This is a genomic window from Bradyrhizobium genosp. SA-4 str. CB756 (assembly GCF_000473125.1).
In the GTDB taxonomy this organism is placed as follows: domain Bacteria; phylum Pseudomonadota; class Alphaproteobacteria; order Rhizobiales; family Xanthobacteraceae; genus Bradyrhizobium; species Bradyrhizobium arachidis.
In genome coordinates this window covers 9,569,669-9,594,418 of sequence record NZ_KI421499.1, presented here as the reverse complement: position 1 = coordinate 9,594,418, position 24,750 = coordinate 9,569,669, and the positions used below count along the sequence as shown (strand labels likewise).

At 64.7% G+C, this 24,750-nt stretch carries 23 protein-coding genes; 13 read left to right on the top strand and 10 right to left on the bottom strand.

Annotated elements, in window-relative coordinates; genetic code table 11:
* Positions 1–211 precede the first annotated feature (211 nt).
* On the top strand, positions 212–445 hold the full coding sequence (locus BRAGE_RS0146465) for a DUF3551 domain-containing protein (protein WP_027563859.1): 234 nt from the start codon (positions 212–214) through the stop codon (positions 443–445).
* Positions 446–490: 45 nt separating this feature from the next.
* Here BRAGE_RS0146465 and BRAGE_RS55625 read toward each other — a convergent pair whose 3' ends face one another.
* Positions 491–649 (bottom strand): hypothetical protein, encoded by a 159-nt coding sequence (locus tag BRAGE_RS55625; RefSeq protein WP_156950915.1) that lies wholly within the window; start codon positions 647–649, stop codon positions 491–493.
* Positions 650–780: 131 nt separating this feature from the next.
* On the opposite strand from BRAGE_RS55625, the gene BRAGE_RS0146455 reads away from it, so the two are divergent.
* Entirely contained in the window at positions 781–2,322 is a 1,542-nt protein-coding gene (locus tag BRAGE_RS0146455) for a peroxidase family protein (RefSeq protein WP_027563858.1), read from the top strand.
* A 112-nt stretch (positions 2,323–2,434) separates the two neighbouring features.
* On the opposite strand, the gene BRAGE_RS0146450 is transcribed toward BRAGE_RS0146455, so the two are convergent.
* The gene (locus BRAGE_RS0146450; RefSeq protein WP_027563857.1) at positions 2,435–2,668 is read right to left on the bottom strand and encodes a DUF1127 domain-containing protein; all 234 of its coding nucleotides are present in this window, start codon (positions 2,666–2,668) and stop codon (positions 2,435–2,437) included.
* Positions 2,669–2,817: 149 nt separating this feature from the next.
* Between BRAGE_RS0146450 and BRAGE_RS0146445 the strand changes: the two genes are divergently transcribed.
* On the top strand, positions 2,818–4,401 hold the full coding sequence (locus BRAGE_RS0146445) for a winged helix-turn-helix domain-containing tetratricopeptide repeat protein (protein ID WP_027563856.1): 1,584 nt from the start codon (positions 2,818–2,820) through the stop codon (positions 4,399–4,401).
* A 54-nt stretch (positions 4,402–4,455) separates the two neighbouring features.
* On the opposite strand, the gene BRAGE_RS0146440 is transcribed toward BRAGE_RS0146445, so the two are convergent.
* The gene (locus BRAGE_RS0146440; RefSeq protein ID WP_027563855.1) at positions 4,456–4,974 is read right to left on the bottom strand and encodes a hypothetical protein; all 519 of its coding nucleotides are present in this window, start codon (positions 4,972–4,974) and stop codon (positions 4,456–4,458) included.
* Between the two features lie 38 nt (positions 4,975–5,012).
* Complete coding sequence (locus BRAGE_RS0146435) at positions 5,013–6,560, bottom strand: acetolactate synthase large subunit (protein ID WP_027563854.1); 1,548 nt, start codon at positions 6,558–6,560, stop codon at positions 5,013–5,015.
* A gap of 365 nt (positions 6,561–6,925) precedes the next feature.
* Between BRAGE_RS0146435 and BRAGE_RS0146430 the strand changes: the two genes are divergently transcribed.
* Both BRAGE_RS0146430 and BRAGE_RS0146425 read left to right on the top strand, forming a co-directional pair.
* Positions 6,926–7,504 (top strand): L,D-transpeptidase, encoded by a 579-nt coding sequence (locus tag BRAGE_RS0146430; RefSeq protein WP_027563853.1) that lies wholly within the window; start codon positions 6,926–6,928, stop codon positions 7,502–7,504.
* A 209-nt stretch (positions 7,505–7,713) separates the two neighbouring features.
* Positions 7,714–8,529, top strand: a complete 816-nt coding sequence (locus BRAGE_RS0146425; protein WP_027563852.1) for a DUF2927 domain-containing protein — start codon at positions 7,714–7,716, stop codon at positions 8,527–8,529.
* A 54-nt stretch (positions 8,530–8,583) separates the two neighbouring features.
* Here the strand turns inward: BRAGE_RS0146425 and BRAGE_RS0146420 are convergent, their stop codons facing one another.
* Genes BRAGE_RS0146420 through BRAGE_RS0146410 form a run of 3 tightly spaced genes read right to left on the bottom strand, consistent with a single transcriptional unit; the run spans position 8,584 to position 11,509 of the window.
* The gene (locus BRAGE_RS0146420; protein WP_231164128.1) at positions 8,584–9,729 is read right to left on the bottom strand and encodes an alanine racemase; all 1,146 of its coding nucleotides are present in this window, start codon (positions 9,727–9,729) and stop codon (positions 8,584–8,586) included.
* A complete protein-coding gene (locus BRAGE_RS0146415) occupies positions 9,719–10,372 on the bottom strand; it encodes a helix-turn-helix transcriptional regulator (RefSeq protein ID WP_027563850.1) in 654 nt (217 codons plus the stop codon). The genes BRAGE_RS0146420 and BRAGE_RS0146415 overlap by 11 nt, the downstream gene beginning before the upstream one ends.
* Positions 10,373–10,381: 9 nt before the next feature.
* Positions 10,382–11,509: a threonine synthase gene (locus BRAGE_RS0146410; protein WP_027563849.1), complete on the bottom strand. Its 1,128-nt coding sequence runs from the start codon at positions 11,507–11,509 to the stop codon at positions 10,382–10,384.
* A gap of 257 nt (positions 11,510–11,766) precedes the next feature.
* On the opposite strand from BRAGE_RS0146410, the gene BRAGE_RS0146405 reads away from it, so the two are divergent.
* The 3 genes from BRAGE_RS0146405 to upp are packed head-to-tail and all read left to right on the top strand — an operon-like array spanning position 11,767 to position 14,950.
* Entirely contained in the window at positions 11,767–13,023 is a 1,257-nt protein-coding gene (locus BRAGE_RS0146405) for a GTP cyclohydrolase II (protein ID WP_027563848.1), read from the top strand.
* 7 nt (positions 13,024–13,030) lie between these two features.
* Positions 13,031–14,269 (top strand): URC4/urg3 family protein, encoded by a 1,239-nt coding sequence (locus BRAGE_RS0146400; protein ID WP_027563847.1) that lies wholly within the window; start codon positions 13,031–13,033, stop codon positions 14,267–14,269.
* Positions 14,270–14,320: 51 nt separating this feature from the next.
* On the top strand, positions 14,321–14,950 hold the full coding sequence (gene upp / locus BRAGE_RS0146395) for a uracil phosphoribosyltransferase (RefSeq protein WP_027563846.1): 630 nt from the start codon (positions 14,321–14,323) through the stop codon (positions 14,948–14,950).
* A 10-nt stretch (positions 14,951–14,960) separates the two neighbouring features.
* Here the strand turns inward: upp and BRAGE_RS0146390 are convergent, their stop codons facing one another.
* Both BRAGE_RS0146390 and BRAGE_RS0146385 read right to left on the bottom strand, forming a co-directional pair.
* Entirely contained in the window at positions 14,961–16,070 is a 1,110-nt protein-coding gene (locus BRAGE_RS0146390) for a M48 family metallopeptidase (RefSeq protein ID WP_027563845.1), read from the bottom strand.
* A 3-nt stretch (positions 16,071–16,073) separates the two neighbouring features.
* The gene (locus tag BRAGE_RS0146385) at positions 16,074–17,219 is read right to left on the bottom strand and encodes a YjgN family protein (RefSeq protein WP_027563844.1); all 1,146 of its coding nucleotides are present in this window, start codon (positions 17,217–17,219) and stop codon (positions 16,074–16,076) included.
* A gap of 305 nt (positions 17,220–17,524) precedes the next feature.
* Between BRAGE_RS0146385 and BRAGE_RS0146380 the strand changes: the two genes are divergently transcribed.
* Positions 17,525–18,790, top strand: a complete 1,266-nt coding sequence (locus BRAGE_RS0146380; protein ID WP_027563843.1) for a cytochrome P450 — start codon at positions 17,525–17,527, stop codon at positions 18,788–18,790.
* Between the two features lie 178 nt (positions 18,791–18,968).
* Positions 18,969–20,243 (top strand): cytochrome P450, encoded by a 1,275-nt coding sequence (locus BRAGE_RS0146375; RefSeq protein WP_027563842.1) that lies wholly within the window; start codon positions 18,969–18,971, stop codon positions 20,241–20,243.
* 248 nt (positions 20,244–20,491) lie between these two features.
* On the opposite strand, the gene BRAGE_RS0146370 is transcribed toward BRAGE_RS0146375, so the two are convergent.
* Entirely contained in the window at positions 20,492–21,412 is a 921-nt protein-coding gene (locus tag BRAGE_RS0146370; RefSeq protein ID WP_027563841.1) for a LysR substrate-binding domain-containing protein, read from the bottom strand.
* 125 nt (positions 21,413–21,537) lie between these two features.
* Between BRAGE_RS0146370 and BRAGE_RS0146365 the strand changes: the two genes are divergently transcribed.
* The 3 genes from BRAGE_RS0146365 to BRAGE_RS0146355 are packed head-to-tail and all read left to right on the top strand — an operon-like array spanning position 21,538 to position 24,683.
* Positions 21,538–22,707: an acyl-CoA dehydrogenase family protein gene (locus BRAGE_RS0146365; RefSeq protein WP_027563840.1), complete on the top strand. Its 1,170-nt coding sequence runs from the start codon at positions 21,538–21,540 to the stop codon at positions 22,705–22,707.
* A gap of 9 nt (positions 22,708–22,716) precedes the next feature.
* Positions 22,717–23,817, top strand: coding sequence for a CaiB/BaiF CoA transferase family protein (locus BRAGE_RS0146360; RefSeq protein ID WP_027563839.1), 1,101 nt, complete (start codon positions 22,717–22,719; stop codon positions 23,815–23,817).
* A 14-nt stretch (positions 23,818–23,831) separates the two neighbouring features.
* The gene (locus tag BRAGE_RS0146355) at positions 23,832–24,683 is read left to right on the top strand and encodes an FAS1-like dehydratase domain-containing protein (RefSeq protein WP_027563838.1); all 852 of its coding nucleotides are present in this window, start codon (positions 23,832–23,834) and stop codon (positions 24,681–24,683) included.
* Positions 24,684–24,750: the final 67 nt, after the last annotated feature.

Below are 24,750 nucleotides of genomic sequence, written 5' to 3'. Positions count from 1 at the left end.
TGCAGGTCCGCCCAGGATAGGCGCGAAGCCGGCCGCCAAACTGTGGCCGAGATCACATTGCTGACCGCGGCTCACGCCGCATCATAGACCCATGTCGAACGCAGTGCCCACTGCGCAGACCAAGACGGGCACGACAAAGTGTCGGCCAAGGCCGGGAACACGCAGATGCAGCTTGCGGTTCCTCATCCACTCGTTCTCGAAGGAGTTTGAAATGCGTCGCACCATCCTCACCCTCGCATCGTTTGCAGCGCTGATCGCCGCGACTTTCCCGGCGGCCCAGGCTCACGCCGCAAACGACCGGTATTGCCTGCAAGGCCGCATGTGGGGCTATCCCGGCAACTGCCAGTTCGCGAGCTATCAGCAGTGCCAGGCCAGCGCATCCGGCACGTCGGCCTATTGCGGCATCAATCCGCGCTACGCGTACTCGCAGCAGCGCTATTACTGACGACATTGCGGCGGCGTGCGCTCGAGGCGCGCGCCGCCACAATCTTCACGTGAAGACTTTCTGCCTCGCCGACACTCCGGCGAACTCGCGCGCGCAAAGCCGCTTGCGCCCGTCGATGACGAGAATGTTATCCGTCATCGCTTCGGGATAAATTTGCAAAGCACGGCCGCAGCTTGCGCGCAGCGCCCTCCCCCGGAACAGCATCGATATCGCGAACTGTGTGAAGCGACCGCTTGTGGCGCAAGAATCCCTGATCTAGCGTCGACTGCATATTCTGTAGCGAACAACTTTAACTTTAGTCTTTTTCGGTGTGACTTTTCAGGGAGGAATTTGAAATGAGCAGCCGCCACGCAATTCTTCCGCGCGGATTGAACAATATCCGCTCGCCGCTGTCGCAAGGCCGCTTCGGCCGCATGTTCCGCAAGCCCAGCCTCACCCCGGCCCAATTCGGAGCCACCGAACCCGACAATATCGCCAACCTGTCGGCGCTCGCCGACAGGATGATCGGCAGCTTCGATGCGCCGAAAGACTCGCCGGACGCGGAAGAGAGCGGCATTCCCGCGCTCTACACCTATTTCAGCCAGTTCGTCGATCACGACATCACCTTCGATCCGGTCAGCTCGCTGACCAAGCAGCAGGATCCGGACGGACTGGTCGATTTCCGCACGCCCTCGTTCGATCTGGACAATCTCTACGGCCGCGGCCCGAACGACCAGCCCTACATGTATGACGGCATCAAGTTCCTGCTCGGCGAGAAGCTGACCGGTGCGGGCGTCGACGACGCCAACGACCTGCCGCGCTTCAAGGGCCGCGCGCTGATCGGCGATCCCCGCAACGACGAGAACAGCATCGTCTCGCAGTTCCAGGGCCTGATGCTGCGCTTTCACAACCGCATGGTCGACGACAACGACAGCCTGACGTTCGAGGAGGTGCAGCAGCGCGTCCGCTTCCACTATCAATATGTCGTGCTGAACGACTTCCTGCCGCGCATCGTCCACGCCGACGTTCTGAACGCGCTGAAGACCGCAGGCAGCTATGACCGCAGCAAGCTCGCCCACTATCACTGGCACAATTACCCGTTCATGCCGGTGGAGTTCTCCGTCGCCGCCTACCGGCTCGGGCATTCCATGATCCGCCCGGGCTACCGGCTCAACGACGCGGACAACATGCTGCTGCAGATCTTCCCCGACCCCAACAATCCCGACAAGAACGCGCTGACCGGCTTCCGCGCCATGGGCCCGGGACGCGCCATCGACTGGGGCCGCTTCATCGACATCGACACGCGCCCCTTTGGGGACGAGAACGACGAGAGCAATCCCGACAACAAGCGGCGGCTTCAGTTCGCCTATCGCATCGACACCTCGCTGGTCGATCCGCTGCGCAAGCTGCCGCCGGAAGTCGCCTCCAATCCGGCCTCGCTGGCGCTGCGCAATCTCGAGCGCGGCTGGCGGCTCGGCCTGCCCTCCGGCCAGGCCATCGCCAGGGCGATGCAGCTGAACCCGCTGAACGACGATCAGATCATCATCGGCAAGGCCGTCGACGAGCCCGAGGAGGGCGATCCGCAGACTCCAATCGCGACCATCGCAAACGGCGTGTTTGCCGGCAACTGCCCGCTCTGGACCTATATCCTGGCCGAGGCCCGGCACTTCAAGGCGGACGTCCCAATTCCCGTCACCGGCGGACCGGGCACCGTCAAGACGCCGCAGCTCGGCCCCGTGGGTGGCCGCATCGTCGCCGAGGTCTTCCTCGGCTTGATGTTCGGCGACAGTTCCTCCGTGCTGTCGCTCGACCCGCAATGGGCGCCGGTAACCGGACCCGGCTTCGCGCTGAAGGACCTCGTCAACTACGCGCTGGGAGAGGGCGATCCGCTGCACTGAGCTTGCTACGAACGATGAAAGGCCGCTCGCGTCACGCGGGCGGCCTTTCCTGTACTCGGATAGGTGAACCGCGCCCCGAGGCCGCGTCAGTACAACCAGAGCGCACTCCGGTTTAGAAGCCGCGTGGGTCGATCGAAGGATCAGCTCGAACGAGATAATCGATCTCGCCCCTCGCAACCCCGATGTCCCTGAGCTCCAGGTCGCTCAGGTCCTCCAACGTCGCGCGCAAGGTCTGGCGGATACACCAAGCACAATAAGCGTCAAAATACCTCTTGAGAAAGTTTGGGGATCGCCGCGTCGACACGGACGTCTGCGCCGATCCCGCCGCAGTATAAATCGTGCTCATCGCTCTCTCCCGGGAGATGACTACCCACCGGGCGACCTTGCCAAGGCAGATCGGAGCGCGCTTGACACCGGGCTCACATTTTCCTCACCAGCGGCTTATTTTTCGCGTTGCATCCTATGCTACATTCCTGATGCCAGACGGGAGGGATCTTGCGCTATCTCTTCGAGGGCCATGCATTGGACACCGACCGGCGCGAGCTTCGTCGCGGACCGGATGCGTTGCTCGTGGCGCCGCAAGTATTTGACCTGCTCGCGTACCTGATAGGTCACCGGGAACGCGTCGTCAGCAAGGATGAGCTGATCAGTGCGATCTGGAACGGACGCGCGGTATCCGATGCCGCGCTCACGACCCGTTTGAATGCCGTACGAAGCGCCATCGGCGACAGCGGTGAACAACAGCGTCTCATCAAGACGCTGCCGCGCAAAGGTTTCCGCTTCGTCGGCGTCGTGCGGGAAGAATGGCAGGGAAGCCCGATCGAGCAGGCCGCTTCGACGACGTATCCTGGAGAGACGGAGGAGACGCCGTCTTCAGCCCCTCGCCTTTCAATCGTTGTGCTGCCATTCGCCAATCTCAGCGAAGATCCCGAGCGAGAATATTTCGTTGATGGTGTGACCGAGAGCTTGACCACGGATTTGTCGCGCATCTCCGGCTCGTTCGTCATCGGCCGACATACCGCATTCACGTACAAGGGCAAAGCGATCGATCTCAAGCAGATTGGCCGCGAGCTGAATGTTCGCTACGTGCTAGAGGGTTCCATGCAGGGAGCCGGCGATCGACTTCGCGTAAACGTCCAGCTCGTGGACGCGGAAACCAGCGCGCATCTGTGGGCCGACCGCTTCGACAAACTCGTCGCCGATCTTTTTGATATGCAAGACGAGATCGTATCGCGCCTCGCCAACACGCTGGACGCCCAACTCACTGAACAAGAGGCTCGGCGATCAGAACGATCTCCGCATCCCAATTCGATGGACTTGTATTTCCGAGGCAAAGCTTTGTTGCACAAGGGGTGGACGTCGGAAGGCGTGCCACAGGCGCGCGCGATGTTTGAACGGGCGTTGACCCTTGACCCCAAGAATGTCGACGCGATGGTGTGGATGGCTGGCGTCGATCTGATACTTGGAGCGAGCTACTTGGATGACGCCACGAGCGAGCATTTCGCAGTGGCCGAGGCGACATCAATAAGGGCGCTGTCTCTCGCGCCCAACCATGCCTATGCACACTTGATTTTGGGCTGCGCACTAATATGCACGAACCGCGCGGTTCAGGGCATCGCGGAATTCGAGAGAGCGTTGGCACTGGATCGCAATTTGGCTGAAGCGCACGCGCAGACTGGCAGCGCTAAGTTGTATATGGGTCGCGGAGCCGAGACTGAGGCCCATGTCAACGAAGCACTTCGCCTCTCTCCTCGCGATATCTTCGCCCATCGCTGGTTCATGATAACCGGCTTTGCCAAGATGCAGGTTGACGCGGATGCTGAAGCAGTCCGGTGGTTCCGCCGCAGCATCGAAGCCAACCGAAATGATGTCAACGCGCATTTTGGGCTGGCCGCCGCGCTCGCGCTACTTGGCTCACTGAATGAGGCGAAAGCCGCTGCAAAGGCGCTATTTGCGCTCGTTCCAGACTTCACCATCCGCCGCTTCCGGGACGGCGCTTGCAGTGATAACCCTGTTTATCTCGCCAAACGCGAGCGCGTCTATCAAGGCATGCGGCTGGCGGGAGTGCCGGAGGGCTGATGTCCGAGAAGGGTCACAATCAGGCGCTGTTGGGCCAAGATGAACACACGCGCACTAGCGCGCCGCCCCAAGACCGCTCTCGCCAAGCCGCGTCGCGAACCAGCGCGACAGCGGCTGCTCGACGAGGCCGCCGACATAGACCTCCGACGTCGTCACCCCGCGCCTGTCCAGCACCAGCAGCACGCCGATCCAATAGGCGAACCAGATATGCGCATCGGTCATCGCCATCAGCTTGTGCTGGTCGTGATCGAGCGGGGTGTGGTTGCTCGCCTTGCGGATCTCCACAGCGAGCAGGTTGTTCGGGATCTCGCGCTGATGCACCACGACGTCGGGATAGATCGACTTGCCGAGATGATCGTCGGTCGAGATGATGGTGCCGTGCGGCAGATGCAGCGTGCGCTCGCCGAGCCGGTCGTAATTGCAGTCGACCGCCCAGCCCGAGAACTGCCGCTCCAGGTAAACGGCGAAGCGATGCGTGATCGCACGCTCGCCGATGTCCTTCTCGAACAAAAATGCTTCGTGCGCGTAGAAGTCCCGGAGCGCCGCGATCACCTTGTTCAGCTCGGCCTGCATCGTGCCTCCGGGCCCTCGGCGCTCTCGGTTGGTGCGCCCTACATCTGCACTTCGATCAGCCGCGGCCCGGGCTCGGCGACGGCCTCCGCCAGCGCCTTGTTGAACTCGTCGGCATTGGTGACGGCGCGGCCGGGCACGCCCATGCCCTTGGCCAGCGCGACGAAATCGAGCGTCGGGCGGTCGAGGCGGAGCATATCGTTGGCGCGCTGGCCGGGCTCGCCGGCGCCGACATTGTCGAACTCGCCGCGCAGGATCTGGTAGATGCGGTTGGCGAACACGATGGTGACGATGTTGAGGTTCTCGCGCGCCTGCGTCCACAGCGACTGGATCGTGTACATCGCGCTGCCGTCGCCGACCATGGTGATCACCTTGCGGTCCGGGCAGGCAATCGCGGCACCGATCGACAGCGGCGTCGAGAAGCCGATCGAGCCGCCCATGTTCTGGAGCCAGTCGTGCGGCGCCGCCGCCGCTGTCGGCGGGAAAAAGCCGCGGCCGGTGGTGAGCGATTCGTCGACCATGATCGCATTCTCGGGGATGGCGCAGGCGATCGCCTGCGCGATCGTGGCGAAGGTCAGCGCGCCGGTCGGCTTGACCAGCTCGGCCAACGCCTGCGGCTTGACGTCCTTGGCGCTCGCCTTGACGGCGCCGGCCAGCGCTTCGAGCGCTGCGACCGAATTCTCGCCCCAGGAGGTCATGCGATGCACCTCGCAGCCCTGGGGCTTGAGCATGCTCGGCTTGTTCGGATAGGCGAAGAACGCCACGGGATCGTCGGATTCGACCAGCACGATGTGGCGGAACTTCTCCAGCATCGGCAGCGCGTTCTCGATCACGTAATGGATGCGGTCGATCGAGAAGCGGCCGCGGCCGCGCGCCATCTTCGGGCGGAAGGTCGGACCCATCACGGTGCAGCCGGTCTTGCCGGCGATGCGCTCGGCCAGCGCCAGGCCCTGCTCGCTCAGCGCGCTGCCGGTCATCAGCAAGAGCGTGCCTTCGCCGTCCCCGTGCAAGATCTTCGCGGCCCGCTCGACCGCCTGCGGCGAATAGCTCGCGCGCTGCTGCTCGGCGGGCACCTCGGCGAGGCCGTCGGCCTCGTTCCAGGCGGTGTCGGCGGGCAGGATCAGGGTCGCGATCTGCGGCGGGGCGCTTTTCGCAGCCGCAATCGCCGCGGCGCCGTCGGCGGCGACCGATTTGGAATCCGGGGAGGTGCGGACCCAGGACGACATCGGCCGGGCCAGGCCCTCGATGTCGGAGGTCAGCGGCGCATTGTAGCCGATGTGGTAGACGGCGTGCTGGCCGACGATGTTGACGATGCCGGAATTGGCCTTCTTGGCGTTGTGCAGATTGGCAAGGCCGTTGGCGAGGCCCGGGCCGAGATGCAGCAGGGTCGAGGCCGGCGCGCCCTTCATGCGGAAATAGCCGTCGGCGGCGCCCGTCACCACGCCCTCGAACAGCCCGAGCACGCAGCGCATGCCGGGAACGCGGTCGAGCGCCGCGACAAAATGCATCTCGGAGGTGCCCGGGTTGGTGAAGCAGACGTCCACCCCGCCCTTGACCATCGTCCGCACCAGGCTTTCCGCACCGTTCATTCTGTCTGCTCCCGCAACCGGCGATTTCCAGTGATCCCTGCGATCAATCATTGTTCGCGCGTGCCGTCAAAGCAAGAGCGGCCATTGCGGCCCTGCCCCGCGCGGCAATACGCGGGCTTGGCTAACGCCCCGTTCCGATGGAATCGGAACGGGGCGTTAGAGTCTTGTTTTGACGCGTTTTCTTGATGCGAACCGGTATCCACTTCGCTTGAAAACGCTCTCATGCTTTCCGGCAAACTGGCGGGGTTGCCGATTTGGTAACGCCAATCGTTAAGCATGGCGCCCCTCACGGGGCCGTGGCTTGCGAAAAGCCCGCAAATATGGACTCTGACCTTTGTTGAAGAGATTTTTTGCTGGGGGTACCAATGATTCGGTTTTTCGCCGCGCCGATTGCCGCCATCGCACTGCTGACCGCCACCGCGGCAGGCGCGTTCGCCGAAGAGTTCGACTCGCGCGATATCATGGGCGGCGGCCCGAACTTCTTTCGCGGCGGCTCCAGCCCGATCCCCCGCACCACCGTCATGTATAACGGCAACTATGCCCCCGGCACGATCGTGGTGAACACGGCCGAGCGCCGGCTCTATCTGGTGCTCCAGAACGGCCAGGCGCTCCGCTACGGTATCGGCGTCGGCCGCGACGGCTTCCGCTGGGGCGGGGTGCACAGGATCACCGCCAAGAAGGAATGGCCGGCTTGGACGCCGCCCTCGCAGATGCTGGCCCGCCGCCCCGACCTGCCGCGCCACATGAAGGGCGGCATCGAGAACCCGCTCGGCGCGCGCGCGATGTATCTCGGCTCGACGCTGTACCGCATCCACGGCTCCAACGAGCCGGAGACGATCGGCCAGGCGGTGTCCTCGGGCTGCTTCCGCATGACCAACGACGACGTCACCGACCTCTACGGCCGGGTCTCGGTCGGCACCACCGTGGTCGTGCTGAACAACTAAGCCGGGCGGGCGAGCTTCCGTAGGGTGGGCAAAGGCGCACTTGCGCTGTGCCCACCAACTGTCTGCAGATTGGATAAAGGTGGTGGGCACGCTTCGCTTTGCCCACCCTACGCAGCTGCGCGTGGATAATGAGCCACAGCAGGAACCCGCCTGACGCGTGCATTTGCGGTCTTGTGCGCGCGCGGCGAATACGGCAGCGTTGCGCGACGATGAGCGCATTCAACCAGCCCTCGGCTGCCGTCCGCCTCGCCCTGCTGGCGTTTGCTGCACTCACATCCGTGCCTGACACCGCTACCATCGCCGCCGCGGGCGAACCGCCCGCGATCGCCTCGCGACAGCGCAGCGAGAAGAAGAGCTTTACCGACGCCGAGATCGTCGAAGGTTTCCTGAAGACGGCATTCGGCGCCGAATACCACCTCGCCGGCCGCGTCGACCGCATCCGCAAGTTCGACGGGCCGGTGCGCGTCTACGCCGAGAGCGACCGCGCCGACCGCAAGGCGCAGCTCGCAAAAGTCGTCGCCGACATCGGCAAGCGCGTGCAGCATCTCGACATCGCCATGACCGCCACCAGTGAAGCTGCGAACGTGCGGGTCAAGCTCGTGCGCGACCGCGATCTCTTCCGCACCATCGCGACCTTCTATGGCGTGGACAAGGCGCGCGAGATCCGCACCTCGCTCGATCCGCAATGCCTGTCCGGCTTCCGCAAGAACGACAATTTCGAAATCGAGCACTCCGACGTCATCCTCACCGTCGACAATGGCGACTTCACCTTCCTCGACTGCGCCTATGAGGAGCTGCTGCAATCGCTCGGCCCGATCAACGACACCACGAGCGTGCCCTGGACCATGTTCAACGACAACGTCTCGATGGGCTATTTCGACGTCTACGACCAGTACATCCTCAATCTGCTCTACGACCCCCGCATCAAGGCCGGAATGACCGTGCCGGAGGTCAAGGCCGTGCTGCCGCAAGTGCTCGCGGACGTGCGCGCCTGGGTGAAGCAGGTGAATGATCTGAAGGAGTGAGCTCTTACCCTCCCCTGGAGGATAAGCGCGCCTCCTCCAAACGTCAGGCCTGTCCTACCACCCATTGATCCGCGGCCAGACCACGCTGACGCCGCCTTCACCATCCAGCACCTGATAGCGATCATATTGCGCGCCGGTCGCGCAGGCGTGGTTGGTGAGGATGCGGACGCGGGAGCCGATGGGCAGGTCGGGCAGCGCGGCATTCGAGCCCTTGCGCAAGCCGATGATGCCGTGCTCCTGGTTGGCATCGGTGACGATGAGCTCCGGGTACGGTTTTCCAGCGAGATCGCAGACCATGCCATAACCCTGATCGAGCGCCTGTTTCGCCGTGCTGCGGTCGCGCGACAGCGCCATCCAGCCGGCGTCGACGATGATCCAGCCCTTCGCCTTCTGGTGACCGATCACGGTGGCAAGCACGGAGAGCACGAGGTCGCCCATCCCCACGGAGCTGACGCCGGCCTGATAAAGGTCGCCGAACATGAAGACGCCGGCGCGCACTTCAGTGACGCCAGTGAGGTCGCGCACATAGCGCGCGGTCGGTGTCGCGCCGACGCTGACGACGGGACAGGGCAGACCTGCGCTGCGCAACGCGTTGGCCGCAGTCACGGCAGCGATGCGTTCCGCTTCCGCCGCATCCGCGATGGCTGCCGGATCGTCCATTGCGTAGCTGTCACCGGCGTGCAGCAGCACGCCGCGCAAGGTCGCGCCACCCGAGACCAGGCGCTTGCCGATCGCGATCAGCGTTGCCGCATCGGTCGGCGCGACACCGGAGCGATGGCCATCCGCGTCGACCTCGATCAGCGCCGGAACCGCGTCGCCGCTGCGAGCGGCATGCGCGGCCACGGCCTCGGCTTGTTCGATGCTGTCGAGGATCACGGCGAGATCGGCACCGGTCGTGCGGATGGCAGAGACGCGCGCGAGCTTCGCGGGCGCGATGCCGACGGCGTAGATCATGTCGCGGACGCCGCCGGCCGCGAAATATTCGGCCTCGCGCAGCGTCGAGACCGTTGCCGGCCCCGTGGCCGAGGTCATCGCGATACGCGCGACGTCCAGTGATTTTGCGGTCTTCAGATGCGGGCGGAAGGCCACGCCGAGACCGGCGAGGTGCGCCTTCATCCGCGCGACATTGGCGCGAAGCCGCTGCTCGTCGAGCAGCAGGCAGGGCGTTTGCAGGTTCGACAGGTCGGTATCACCTGGCATCGGCATACACCGTGGCGCGCGACACTCCGAGATGGGCCGCAATGATGTCCGAGGATCGACGTACCTGCATGCAGCCGGCGTCGCGCAATTCGCGCAGCAGCGCGCGGCGATCGTCAGTGTTGAGCGCGCGGGGCGTGGTGGCGCGCCGCGCGGCGAACTGGTCGATATGGGCACGGATGGCGTCCGCGCCGATGGGGCTCAGGGACTCGCGCGGGTTGTTGTTGGCATCGACGCTGACGAACTGGCCGATGGCGCTCTGCAAGCCCTGGAACAGTGTCAGGTCGACGTTGAGGCAGAGCGCAGCAACGTAAGAACCATCCGCACCCTTGATACCGATGGAGGTGCTCTTGGCCTGCCGTCCGTCGGCAAAGCTGTTGGCGTAGTTCGAAATCACCTGCGCATAATCAGGGTCGGCGATGCGGGCAAGGCCAAGCTCGGTTGCGGGCTGGCCGACCTTGCGTCCCGACAGATTGTTGTGAATGGCGACGATCGCCTGTTTGGGGTCGGTGAGATCGTGCAGCACGACCTCGCAGAACGGGGCCAGGGTCTCTCCCAATCCTAGCGCGATCTGCTGCAACTGATCGAACAGCAGTTTTCGCTCGGCTGCGGACTTGCTCGGAGCTGCTGATTTGCTGCGGCTCATCGCCCGGCCCTACTGCACGAGATCGGCAACGGTGGTCGCGGCCTTGAGGCCCGTGCCTGTGAGCACCGCGACCGTGGTCTCGTTCGTCCTGATCGATCCGGCAGCAGAGAGCTTTTCCAATGCGGCGGCCGCGCTGGCGCTGGTCGGCTCGGCGAACAGACCCTGCCGTGCAAGACGCCGCAGGGCAGCGACGATCTCGTCCTCGGTGAGCGCGATGGTGCCCCCGCCGCTCTCGCGCAAGGCGGCGATGATCTCGCGCAGGCGCAGCGGGTTCTTGATCGCGGTGCCCTCTGCAATGGTCTTGTTCACCTCGCGCGCGACGGGCGTATCGACGCCGGCCTTGAAGCTCGCATCGATCGGCGAGCAATTCAGCGGCTGCGCCGCAAACAGGCGCGGCAGCTTTGTAATCTGGCCGGACTTCAAAAGCTCGCGGAAGCCGAAGGCGCAGCCGAGCAGGCTGCTGCCGGCGCCGACGGGGACGATGACGTTATCGGGCGCGCGGAAGCCGAGGTCTTCCCATATCTCATAGGCCAGCGATTTGGTGCCCTCGAGAAAGAACGGCTGCCAGTTGTGGCTGGCATAAAACGTCTGGCTCGACTGGCGGATGGCCTCGGCTTCCGACTCTTCACGGGGCCCCTCGACGAGTTGCACCGCAGCGCCATAGGCGCGCACCTGCGCGATCTTCGCCGGCGATGTCGAGGCCGGCGCCAGAATCTTCACGCGCATGCCGCCGGCGGCACCCAGCCCGGCCATCGACGAGCCGCCATTGCCGGAGGAGTCCTCCAGGATCGCGTCGACGCCGATCTGCCGCAGGAAGGACAGCATCACGGAAGAGCCGCGATCCTTGAAGCTGCCGGTCGGGTTGAACCATTCGTGCTTGAAGAACGGGCGCAGGTCGCCCCAATCCTGCTGAACCAGCGGCGTGCAGCCTTCGCCGAGCGTGACAGGCTTTCCGATCTCGACGGGCAGCGCTGCCCTGTAGCGCCAGAGCGACCGCGTGCCGCTGTCGATGTCCTCGCGCGAGATCCCTGCCCCCGGCGTCACCAGCAGCGGCGTGCGCTCGTCCGAGCACCAGCGCGGCTGGTCCAGCGGATAGAGCTGTCCGGTGCGGGGGTCGATGTAGCTGGCGGCAGGCATGGTGGTCTCCGGGCGGTATTGATCCATACAATATGTCTAATTATATACGTTTTGTCCAGATCAGAGGCAACTTAGGCCCGCCGATGACGGGAATTTGGCCGCAAACGGCCCGCCCCGACGGTACGATTAACTTGTCTGTCGTGGCTCGCCGCTACAATATGTTGGATTGAGCTTGCGTCGTCGGTGCTCCGCATGGGCGATGCAGGTGAGCCAGGCCCGTCCAAGCGGCGGGCCGTTGGCTTTTTGGGAGCCTGGACATGAGCCGCGCGAACCGTACCGAGCATATCCGCCTGACCTCCCATCCGGAGCCGGGCAAGAAAGCCGCCTATCCGATCCATTGGGGTGCCGCAGATGCGCGCGCCCGCGGGCCGATCATCGGCACGGTGTCGCGCTCCGGCGATCGCAACGTGATCGGCAGCCATGGCGGCTCCTATGCGATGTACCGCGCGCTTGCGGTGTCCGCCGGCGCGCTCGACCCGATCAAGCGCCCCGATCTCACCAACACCTTCCCGGCCGCGACCATCGGCCCGTTCGAGCAATGGCGCGATCCCGCAAAGATCGTCGCGCTCGACCCATGGGGGCACCTCGTCGCCGAGAATTTCGGCAAGGACATCGCCGAGGGCGTCGATATCCGCCCGAGCATCGCGGTGACACGCGCGCGGCTCGATCTGCCGGAGATCCGCGAGGCGCTGGCCGCAAAGCGGCTGCGCGCCGACGGCGAGGTCGTGCACGCCAATGGCAGCGTCTCGGTGGTGAAGATCGCAATCGATCCGGTCTGGTACCTGCCCGGCCTTGCGACGCGGTTCGGCACCAACGAGACCGAGCTGCGGCGCACGCTGTTCGAGCAGACCGCCGGCATGTTCCCCGAGCTTGTCACCCGGCCGGACCTGAAGGTGTTCTTGCCGCCGATCGGCGGTACCACCGTCTACATGTTCGGCGATGTGACAAAACTGCCGGACCATCGCACCAAGATCACCTGCCGCGTGCATGACGAGTGCAACGGCTCCGACGTGTTCGGCTCGGACATCTGCACCTGCCGGCCCTATCTGATCCACGGCATCGAGGAATCCGCGCGCGGCGCGCAGGAGGGCGGGCTCGGGCTCGTCGTCTACAACCGGAAGGAAGGCCGCGCGCTCGGCGAGGTCACCAAATTCCTGGTCTACAATGCGCGCAAGCGGCAGGAGGATGGCGATGCGGCCGCAGCCTATTTCGAGCGCACCGAATGCGTCGCCGGCGTCCAGGACGCACGCTTTCAGCAGCTGATGCCGGACACGATCCACTGGCTGGGCCTGAAGCGCATCGACCGCTTCCTGTCGATGAGCGACATGAAGTACGACGCGCTGACCTCGCAGGGCATCGACATCGTCGAGCGCGTGCCGATCCCGCCCGAGCTGATCCCGGCCGACGCTCATGTCGAGATCGCCGCCAAAAAGGCCGCCGGCTATTACTCGACCGACATCGCGCCGGAGAAGGACGTGGACGGCGTGGTCGGGCGTTCGCTGGAAAAATACTGATCGCGCGATGGCGGACGCTTTGGAACGACAGGCCCGCTCGCTGCTCACCGCGACAGCGGTGCGCGCGCGGGCCGGGCAGATGCTCGAGACCGGCCTCGCCGGCGGCTTGAGCCACTTCACGATCGATCTCGACCGCATGGACGGCGTTGCGGAGGCGGTGCTTGCGGTGACGCGAAAAGCCTATCCGACGCTGGACGTCCCCTTCCATGCGCGCTGGCGGCATTTCGTGCTTGGCGGCGTCGATCGCTGGGCGCGGCTCGCCGATGCCGCATCGTGGCCGGATCGCGCGGCACGGGCGCGCGCCGAGTTCGATCTCGCCATCGTCAGCGTGCTGCTGGATGCCGGCGCGGGCGCTGCGTGGCGCTATCGTGACGCGGTGACGGGGGAAAGCATCGGGCGGTCCGAGGGGCTCGCGATCGCGAGCCTCGACATGTTTGCAGCCGGACTCTTCTCCGGCAATGCCAGCGCGCCGTTCAGGGCCGATGCGGGCGTGCTGGCGCAACTTCCGCTCCCGGCACTCACGTCGGCGTTCCAGGTGAACGATGCCAATCCGCTGCTCGGGCTTGAGGGACGGACCGATCTGCTGCGGCGTCTGGGCAAGCTGGTTGCCGAGCGTGCGGACATTTTCGGCCTGCAAGACACGCCGCGGCCCGGCGGCCTGTTCGATCACATCACAGCGCAGGCAAAGGGCGGTGCCGTCGCCGCGCCCGCAATCCTCTCCGCGGTGCTGAACCAGCTCGGGCCGATCTGGCCATCGCGGCTCGAGCTCGCGGGCGTCCCGCTCGGCGACTGCTGGCGCCACCCGGCGCTCAAGACGGATGACGCAACCGCGGGCCTCGTGCCGCTGCACAAGCTGTCGCAATGGCTGAGCTATTCGCTGATCGAGCCGCTCCAGCGCGCGGGATTTAATGTCACCGACATCGACGGCCTGACCGGGCTTGCCGAGTACCGCAATGGCGGCCTGTTCGTCGATCACGGGGTGTTGCGCCTGCGCGACGCTGCCGATGCCGAGCGTGCGCATGCGGTGGATTCGCTGCTCGTGGTCGAGTGGCGCGCGCTGACCGTCGCGTTGCTCGACCGGCTCGCCGAATTGGTTCGCGCAAAACTTGGCCGCCCGCCCGAGACCTTGCCGCTCGCCAGCATTCTGGAAGGCGGCAGCTGGGCCGCGGGCCGGGCCATCGCGTTTGCGCGCCGCCCAGATGGTTCGCCGCCGCTCAAGGTGATCAGCGACGGCACGGTTTTCTGACCCTTATTGTCGCTCACGCACTCACTTGATGAATTTCAGGAGCATACGATCATGGAAGGCGTCACGATCGTCGATCATCCGCTGGTGCAGCACAAGCTGACGCTGGTGCGGGACAAATCGATCTCGACCAAATCGTTTCGCGAGCTGATCAAGGAGATCGGCATGCTCTTGTGCTACGAGGTGACGCGCGATTTGCCGCTCACTGATACCGTGATCGAGACGCCGATGGCGACGATGCATTCGGCAAAGATCGCCGGCAAGAAGCTGGTGTTCGTGCCGATGCTGCGCGCCGGCACCACCTTCGTCGACGGCATGATGGACCTGGTCCCGACCGCGCGCGTCGCCCATATCGGCCTCTATCGCGAGCCGCACAGCTTTGCCGCCGTCGAGTACTTCTTCAAATCGCCGTCCGATCTCGGCGAGCGCCTCGCCATCGTGGTGACGCCTGTCGTCGCCACCGCCAACACGGCCGTCGCCGCCGTCGACCGGCTGAAGGAACGCGGCGCCAAGGATATCCGCCTCGCCTGCTTGATCGCAGCGCCGGAAGGACTGGAGCGACTGCGCGGACTGCATCCGGACGTGCCGATCTGGACCGCCGCAGTCGACGAAGGCCTCGACGAGAACGGTTTCATCCTGCCGGGCCTCGGCGACGCCGGCGACCGCACTTACGGCACGCGCTAGGCAGCGCAGCTCAGATCTTGCCGCTGCCGCAGATCCCTTTCAGCGCCTGCCATTCCTTGTCCGTCAGCAGCGGCGGGCCGCTGGCGGGGCGATCCTCTTTCGTCATGCGGGCAAGGCGGTCCTCGGTCAGCGGGTGGCTGGCGAGGATCGTGAAGCCGCTGCCGCCTTCCTTGCCGGTGATGCGGAACATCAGCTCGGCCGCGGGCTTTGGCGAGCGACCGAGCTTGTGCATGATCTCGATCGCGAAGGTGTCGGCGCCGGTCTCGGCCTCGCGCGAATAGGAGGCTTCGACCACGCTGCGCGAGGCGAAGATCACGGCGCTCGAGCCGGTGACGTCGCCGAACAAGAGGCCGATCAGGAACGAGGTGCCGCCGTTGTAGATCAGCCCGCGCATGTTGTCGTAATGCTTGAGATGGCCGAGCTCGTGGGCGAGGATGCCGGCGAGCTCGTCGGGGTTTTGCGCCTTGTCGAGCAGCCCCCTCAGCACGTAGACCTTGCCGCCCGGCAGCGCGAACGCATTCGGCACCGGGGTCGGCAGCACGCCGGCGGTCATGGCGTCGTCGTCGAGGCCGGCGGCATCGCGCAGGCGGTTGACGAGCTTGGTGAACGCAGCCTTGCCCGCGGGGTCTTCGCAGACGCTGCGGCCGAAGATGGTCTTCACCTGGACTTCCGAGGCATCGCCGATGCGGCGTTCGATCGGCTTCGGCACCAGCGGCGCGAGCCGGTCGGCGGCGAGCGGCACGCCGAACAGCACGACGCAGACGATGGAGACGGCGGCGGCCACCGACCAGCCGACGATTTTTGCCAGCCCGCGGCGCGAGGTCTGGTGCTCGTCGAGCCGCGCACAGCGGACCATCACCTGCGTGGCCAGCGCGACGTCGCGGACCTCGAGCCGCGCTAGCGGCGGCGCGGTCGTGCAGGAAAGCCGCAAGATGCCGGCCGGACTGTCGGCGCGGCGGATGTCGGCATAGGCCCAGCGCACCGGCGCTGCGCCCTCCTCGACGATCTCGAGCGCATCGCCGAGCGCCAGCGTCACCTGCCGCCTGCGGCTCGATACGCCGTCGAAGAAGATGGTCGGCTTTGCCGACTGCGCCGGAGACTCGGTGGACAGCTCACTCACAGATCAGAATCCCGCGACATCGAGGCCGTCGGCAAAGCCTTCGCCGAGGGCGCTGGCAAGCTCGCCGGTGCCGCGCACATCCGAGGCCGCGCCGATGTTGTGCACCTCGACGGTTTCCAGCACCTTGGCCCAGATGTCGCGCTGCAGATACACCCGCATGACGATGTTGATCGCAAGCGCCAGCGCGAGATAGCCGATGACCATTGCCACCATCATCGGGATGCTCCTGGTGGCATTGTCGGGCCCGAACGCCTGCTCGGGCGGCAGGCCGCTCAGCTTGACGAGGAGCATGGTGGCTCCGCCGAGGTAGAAGCCGAAGATGGTCGAGAGCAGCATCCACCAGCCGATCACTTTCCAGTAGAGGCCGTAGAACGCATCGTGCGGCAACTCCGAGGACACGCCGACGCCGCCGATGCGGATGCCGTCCAGCCACCAGCGCCATTCGCGCGCCTTGAACTCGGCATAGAAGAACGGGGCAAGCGGGAAGATGATGAGCGCGATCGGGCTGAGCAGCCACAGCCACCAGCCGCGCTTGAAGAACTCCCAGCCGTTGCCTTCGAAGTCGCCTTGCAAATCGCCGTAATGGGTGTGCCGCATCTTGTAGCGTTCGAGCGAAGCCTCGCGCCAGGGCAGCGCCAGGCCGAGCGTGAGGAATACCAGCAGGCCCCACGCCATGGCGCGGAACGAATAGGCCCAGCCCGAGCCGTCCATCCAGAACCGCACGCCGCGCCAGACCGTGCGCGTCAGCCGATAGCGCCGCGCGCGAAAGATCGCGAACTGGCCGAAGGCGTAGAAGCTGATGAACAGCGGCGTCGAGGCGAAGCCCTGCCAGCGCTCGAACTCGATGCCGATGAGGAAATAGGCGAGATAGATCGGCACCAGGATCGCGAGTGCAAACAGGAAGCCGATCAAAAGCTCCTTGCCCCGCCCGGTGTATTCGGCGGCGTCGCCGTCGATCGCGGTGTTCGACCACAGATGACGGCGGATGTCCGTGACCAGCCAGAACCGGTAGAAGCCGAAGGTGACGAGCTCCAGCATGGCACCCTTGGTGACCATTTTCCGGAACTCGGTGCGATTGCCTGTGAAATCGACCCGCGTCGGCGGCAGCGGCGGCGGTAAGGGTTCGGACCCGATCGGGGTCCATTGCATGTCGTTCACGGCGACAACCTCGGGGTGCAAGGCCAAACTATAGATCACAAGATTAGTCGATCCCCAAGATGACGGGGTTCGATTTACCTCGATTCCAGTCGAGTTCTCGCAGGATTCGGCGGGCAGCGGCGTGCGGGAGATCACGTTGACACATCCACGTGACATCCGCCCAATCCCTCTCGCAAAGGTTGGATGTGGCAAAACTCTCCCTTGCTCCGGCGCAGACAACCGGCTGTAATTGCAAATCAAATGCCGCAGCGCAGAATTCATAAAAAGGCGCGCGAGGAATGCCAGGGAGACCAGTCATGCATGGGACCATGGAGAGCGCGTCCAAGCTCGACGCATTGCGCGAGCGCGCGTCATCACTGCCGCTGGAGCAGTTCGATCCGGGCGATCCCGAGCTGTTCAGGACCGATACGTTCTGGCCCTATTTCGACCGCCTGCGCCGCGAGGATCCCGTGCACTATTGCAAGGACTCGATGTTCGGGCCGTACTGGTCGGTGACGCGCTACAACGACATCATGGAGATCGAGACCAACCATTCGGTGTTCTCCTCGGCCTCGGCGCTCGGCGGCATCACCATCCGCGACATCGATCCCGACCTGCGCCGCGAGAGCTTCATCTCGATGGACCCGCCGCGCCATGCCGCGCAGCGCAAGACCGTGGCGCCGATGTTCACGCCGACGCATCTGGACAATCTCGCCATCAACATCCGCAAACGCTCGGCCGAATGCCTGGACAATCTGCCGCGCGGCGAGGTGTTCGACTGGGTCGACCAGGTCTCGATCGAGCTCACCACACAGATGCTCGCGGTGCTGTTCGACTTCCCATGGGAAGACCGCCGAAAGCTGACGCGCTGGTCCGACATCGCCACCACCATTCCCGGGCCTGACGGCCTCGTCGCGACCGAGGACGAACGGCAGGCCGAGCTGACGGAATGCGCGGCCTATTTCTCCCGCCTCTGGAAGGAGCGCATCGAGCAGCCGCCGAAGAGCGACCTCCTGTCGATGATGGCGCATGGCGCGGCGACCCGCGACATGGATGCCAAGAACTTCCTCGGCAATCTCGTCTTGTTGATCGTCGGCGGCAACGACACTACGCGCAACACGATGTCGGGCTCGCTTCTCGCGTTGAGCCAGCACCCGGAGCAGTATCGCAAGCTGCGCGAAAACCCCGCGCTGCTCGACAGCTTCGTGCCGGAGGTGATCCGCTGGCAGACGCCGCTCGCGCATATGCGACGCACCGCGCTCTCCGATTTCGAGTTCCGCGGCAAGCAGATCAAGAAGGGTGACAAGGTTGTGATGTGGTACGTCTCGGGCAACCGCGACGAGGAGGCGATCGAAAAGCCCTACGATTTCATCATCGACCGCGCCCGCCCGCGCACGCATCTGTCCTTCGGCTTCGGCATCCACCGCTGCGTCGGATTGCGGCTTGCCGAACTCCAGCTCAAGATTATTTGGGAAGAGATCCTTAGCCGTTTCGACCATATTGATGTGGTCGGCGAACCCAGGCGGGTCTATTCGAGTTTCGTGAAGGGACTGGAGACGTTGCCGGTGAAGATTGCGGCGTAGAAAATCTCCCTCTCCCCGTTCTTACGGGAGAGGGTCGGGGTGAGGGGCTCTCTCCGCGAACACGCTGAGAGACGGATTCGCGGAGAGTCCCCCTCACCCGGATTGCATCTTCGATGCAATCCGGCCTCTCCCCGCAGGCGGGGAGAGGCGAAGAAAGAGAAGCACTGGAGTTACCACCATGAACATCCAAGCGCCGGTTAAAGTGGACAGGGCCGAACGCATGCGCAGGGCGCGCGAGGAGGCCTATGCGACGCCGCTGGCTCAGTTCCATCCCGGCGCGCCCAGGCTATTCCAGGACGACACGCTGTGGCCGTGGTTCGAGCGGCTGCGCAAGGAGGAGCCGGTGCATTACTGCACCAATGCGCCGATCGATCCGTACTGGTCGGTGGTGAAATACAACGACATCATGCATGTCGACACCAATCACGGCATCTTCTCCTCGGACTCGACACTCGGCGGCATTTCGATCCGCGACGTGCCGGAAGGCTATGACTGGCCGAGCTTCATCGCGATGGACCAGCCCCGCCATTCGGCGCAGCGCAAGACGGTCTCGCCGATGTTCACCCCGACCCATCTGGACGAGCTGACCAAGCTGATCCGGCAGCGCTCGCAAACCGTGCTGGACAATCTGCCCCGCAACGAGACCTTCAACTTCGTCGAGCGCGTCTCGATCGAGCTGACGACGCAGATGCTGGCGACGCTGTTCGATTTCCCCTGGGAGGAGCGGCGCAAGCTGACGCGCTGGTCCGACGTCTCGACCGCGCTGCCCAAGAGCGGCATCGTCGCCTCGGCCGAGGAGCGCCGCCGCGAGATGGACGAGTGCTACGCCTACATGTCCAAGCTCTGGAACGAGCGCGTCAACTCGGCGCCGCGCAACGATCTGCTGTCGCTGATGGCGCACAACGACGCCACGCGCTTCATGGACCCCGACAACCTCATGGGCAACATCATCCTGCTCATCGTCGGCGGCAACGACACCACGCGCAACACCATGACCGGCTCGGTGCTGGCGCTGAACGAGAACCCCGACCAGTACGACAAGCTGCGCGAAAATCCCGCGCTGATCGATTCCATGGTGCCCGAGGTGATCCGCTGGCAGACGCCGCTCGCACATATGCGGCGCACGGCTTTGCAAGACACCGAGATCGGCGGCAAGCACATCAGAAAGGGCGACCGCGTCGTGATGTGGTACGTATCGGGCAACCGCGACGAGGAGATGTTCGAGAGGCCGAACGATTTCATCATCGACCGCCCGCGCCCGCGCACGCATCTCTCCTTCGGCTTCGGCATCCACCGCTGCGTCGGTATGCGCCTCGCCGAGCTCCAGCTGCGGATCGTCTGGGAGGAGATGCTCAAGCGCTTCGACCGCATCGAGGTGGTCGGCGACCCCAAGCGGATCTATTCGAGCTTCATCAAGGGCTATGAGACGTTGCCGGTGAGGATTCCGGGGTAGGCCCAACCGTCATGCCCCGCGAAGGCGGGGCATCCAGTACGCCGCGGCCTCTCGGTTCTAGCCGCCCGGCCTCTGGAATACTGGATTGCCCGCTTTCGCGGGCAATGACACCGAGAGTGGAGCGAAGAGAGCGCACGGTCCCTGACACTCAGCAGGCCCTAGCCCAGCTATAAAATTCCGGCATGACAGCTCGCTCAATATGCGAAGGGCCGGGCGCGCACTTGTGTCCTAAACCGCATTGAAAGCATTCAACTCAATTTGATGTCCCACACGCCTTCCTTGCGGCAGGCGGCGACCTCCTCGCGCAGGAGCGCGGTGACGGCCAGCGAGGCCGTCGAGGCCGGGCGGTCGATCGGAGAAGCGAAAATGAGCTCGCGTGTCATCGGCTTCGAGACGGCGGTGGTTTCCAGCCGCCCGTCAGCGACCTCGCCGTGGACCGACGAGGGCGGCAGCAGCGCGAAGCCGAGGCCTTCCTCGACCAGGCTTGTCAGCACGCGGAACGAATCTGCTTCGAGCTGGACGTCGAGCTTGATCTTGCGCTGGGCGGCGGCGTGCTCGATCAGCGCGCGGAGGCCATGGGAATGACTGGGCAGCACCAGGCGCTGGCGCAGCAGCCAGCCGATGTCGACGTTCTTCCTGCGCGCGAGCCCGCATCCGCGCGGGCCGACCGCGACGATGTTGTCGCGCCCCAGGCTCTGCACGTTGAGATGAAGATCGGCGGAGCGGCCATAGAGGATGGCGAGATCCATCTCGCCGCGATGCAGCCATTCGACGAGATGGCCGCTGTAGCTCTCGACGATGCGCAGCGAGATGCCGGGGAATTTTTCGACGCAGCGCCGCGCAAAGCGCGCCGACAGCACGCAGCTCACGGTCGGAACCAGGCCGAGCACGACCTGCCCGGACGGCGGTCCCTTGGCCGACTGGATGTCGTCGCGGATCTGGTCAAGTTGCCGCACGATGCCGGAGGTGCGCGCCAGCAACAAATGACCGGCCTCGGTCAGCACCATGCCGCGGCCGTTGCGGGTGAACAGCTCGGTGCGCAGCTCGTGTTCCAAGAGCTTGATCTGCCTGGAGAGCGCCGGCTGCGCCACGCGCAGCGTGTCGGATGCCTTCGAGAGGCTGCCGAGCTCCGCCACGCAACTGAAGGTCCTGAGCTGCCGGAAATCCATGCTTGCCAATCCTGGAAGGCTACTCCATACGCTATAGCAAATGAGCATAGGGGGCTGGCGATGTTTTCACAACGCCAGAGGATCGGCCGGCGTTATCTTGACTGCCGCTACCAATGGGAAACGCCATGAGTGAAGAACACCACCTTGAGGATCACGCCGACATCCGCGAAGCCGTCGCCAAGCTCTGCGCGCAGTTTCCCGGCGAATATTGGCGCAAGCTCGATCGCGAGATGGCCTACCCGAAGGCCTTCGTCGATGCGCTGACCGAGGCCGGCTATCTCTCGGTGCTGATCCCCGAGGAATATGGCGGCGCGGGCCTGAAGCTTTCGGCGGCCGCAGCCATCCTGGAAGAGATCCAGCGCGCCGGCTGCAACGGCGGCGGCTGCCATGCACAGATGTACACGATGGGCACCGTGCTGCGGCACGGCAATGCCGAGCAGAAGGCAAAATACCTGCCGAAGATCGCGAGCGGCGAATTGCGGCTACAGGCGTTCGGCGTCACCGAGCCGACCAGCGGCACCGACACCTCCTCGCTCAAGACCTTTGCGCGCAAGGAAGGCAACGACAGCTACATCGTCAACGGCCAGAAGATCTGGACCAGCCGCGCCGAGCATTCCGATCTGATGGTGCTGCTGGCGCGCACCACGCCGAAGGAGCAGGTCAAGAAGCGCACCGATGGCCTGTCCGTGTTCATCGTCGACATGCGCGAGGCCAAGAACAATGGCCTCGAGATCCGCCCGATCCGCACCATGATGAACCACGCCACTACCGAAGTGTTCTTTACCGACATGAAGGTGCCGGCGGAGAATCTGATCGGCGAGGAAGGCAAGGGTTTCCGCTACATCCTCTCCGGCATGAATGCCGAGCGCATCCTGATCGCCGCCGAATGCGTCGGCGACGCCAAATGGTTCATCGCCAAGGCCACGAACTATGCCAAGGAGCGCAGCGTGTTCGGCCGTCCGATCGGCCAAAATCAAGGCATCCAGTTCCCGATCGCCAAGGCCTACGCCTCGATGCGCGCGGCCGAGCTGATGGTGAAGGAAGCGACGCGCAAATACGAGGCCGGGCTCGACTGCGGCGCGGAGGCCAACATGGCCAAGATGCTCGCGGCCGATGCGTCCTGGGAAGCGGCCAATGCCTGCATCCAGACCCATGGCGGCTTCGGCTTCGCGGAGGAATACGACGTCGAGCGCAAGTTCCGCGAGACGCGGCTTTATCAAGTGGCGCCGATCTCGACCAACCTGGTGCTGTCCTTCGTCGCCGAGCATGTGCTCGGCATGCCGCGCTCGTACTGAGGTCACGCCATGGGAGCACTTGACGGGATCAGGGTGATTGCGGTCGAGCAGGCGGTGGCGGCGCCGTTCTGCTCGTCACGGCTGGCGGATGCCGGCGCGGAGGTGATCAAGATCGAGCGGCCCGAGGGCGATTTCGCCCGCGGCTATGACGCGGCGGCCAAGGGCCAGAGCAGCTACTTTGTGTGGCTCAACCGCGGCAAGCAATCGGCGGTGGTTGATCTCGCCACGAAGGAAGGCTGCGCCGAGTTGGAGAAGCTGATCGCGAGCGCGGACGTGCTGATCCAGAACTTGAAGCCGGGCTCGATGGACAAGCTCGGCTTTTCGCGCGAGCGGCTGCTGAAGGATTATCCAAAGCTGATCTCGTGCACGATCACCGGTTACGGCGACGAAGGCCCCTACGCCCATCGCAAGGCCTATGACCTCCTGATCCAGGCCGAGAGCGGCCTTGCCTCGATCACCGGCAATCCCGATGGCGCCTCCCGCGTCGGCATGTCGATCGTGGATGTCGCGACCGGCGCCACCGCGCATGCGGCGATTTTGGAGGCGCTGATCGGGCGCGGGCGCACCGGCAAAGGTGCGGACATCCGCATCTCCATGTTCGACGTGATGGCAGACTGGTGCACTGTGCCGCTGCTCAACTCCGAAGCCGGCAATCCGCCCAAGCGCATGGGCCTGCGCCATCCCTCGATCGCGCCCTACGGCGTGTTCACCTCGAAGGACGGCAAGGACATCCTGATCTCGATCCAGAGCGAGCGCGAGTGGAAGACGCTGTGCGTAAAGGTGCTGGATCAGCCGGATCTTCCGGCCGATCCCCGCGTCGCCAACGGCGTCGAGCGCGTGCGCAACCGCGACTTCACCGACAAGACGGTCGCGGACAGTTTCGGCAGCCTGACGCGCAACGAGCTGCTCAAGCGGCTGTCGGACGCCGACATCGCCTTTGCCGAGGTCAACACCATGGCCGACCTCACCACCCATCCGCATCTGCGCCGCATCGAGGTCGACACGCCGAACGGCCGCGTCAGCTATCCCGCGCCGGCGCCGATCATCGTCGGCGAGACCCGCGCTTACGGCGCCGTGCCCGCGATCGGCGAAAATCCCCAGAAGAAGTAACAGGGCGAGGCGTCATGACCGAGAAGCTCGACATCGACCACTTGCGGCAATGGATCGGCCGCAGCACGGAGGCGACCGACATCGTCACCGCGCAACTCGTGAAGGGCCTGCGCGCGACGCTGTTCCAGGAGGTCGGCGAGCCCCAAAAGGGTGACGCCGCACCGTTTACGGTGCATTGGTGCCTGGCGCAGCCGGTGTTTCCGATGTCGATGCTCGGGCCCGACGGCCACCCCACCCGCGGCGGCTTCCTGCCGCCGGTGCCGCTGCCGCGCCGGATGTGGGCCGGCGGCGAGATCGAGTTCTTGCAGCCACTACAGGTCGGCGATGAATCGACGCGGACCTCGCGCATTGCCGATGTGCAGGTGAAAACGGGCTCGACCGGCACGCTGTGCTTCGTCTCGGTCGAGCACAGCATCTCCTCCCCACGCGGCACCGCCATCCGCGAGCGGCAGGACATCGTCTATCGCGAGATGACGAGCAGCGCGCCGGCGAGCGCCAAGGCGCCGCCTCCGCCGCCGAAGGCGCAGCACCGCGAGACGCATGTGTCCGATCCCGTGCTGCTGTTCCGCTATTCCGCACTGACCTTCAACGGCCACCGCATCCATTACGACCGCGATTACGTCACCAAGGTCGAGGGTTATCCGGGCCTGATCTTCCACGGGCCCTTGCAGGCCGCGCTGATCATCGAGATGGCGGCGAAGCTGCGTGGCGGCAAAGCGCCGAAGAAGTTTACCTATCGCGGCCTGCAGCCGCTGTTCGAGGGGACCGAGTTCTCGATCAACGCCAACGACAACAGCGAGAACATGGAGCTTTGGACCGCGAATGCGGAAGGGCAGCCGACGATGAAGGGCACGGCGGTGTGGTAACGCTCTCCTCGTCATTGCGAATATAGCGGCGATGTAGGAAGTTAGACCCTCACCCTGAGGAGCGCGC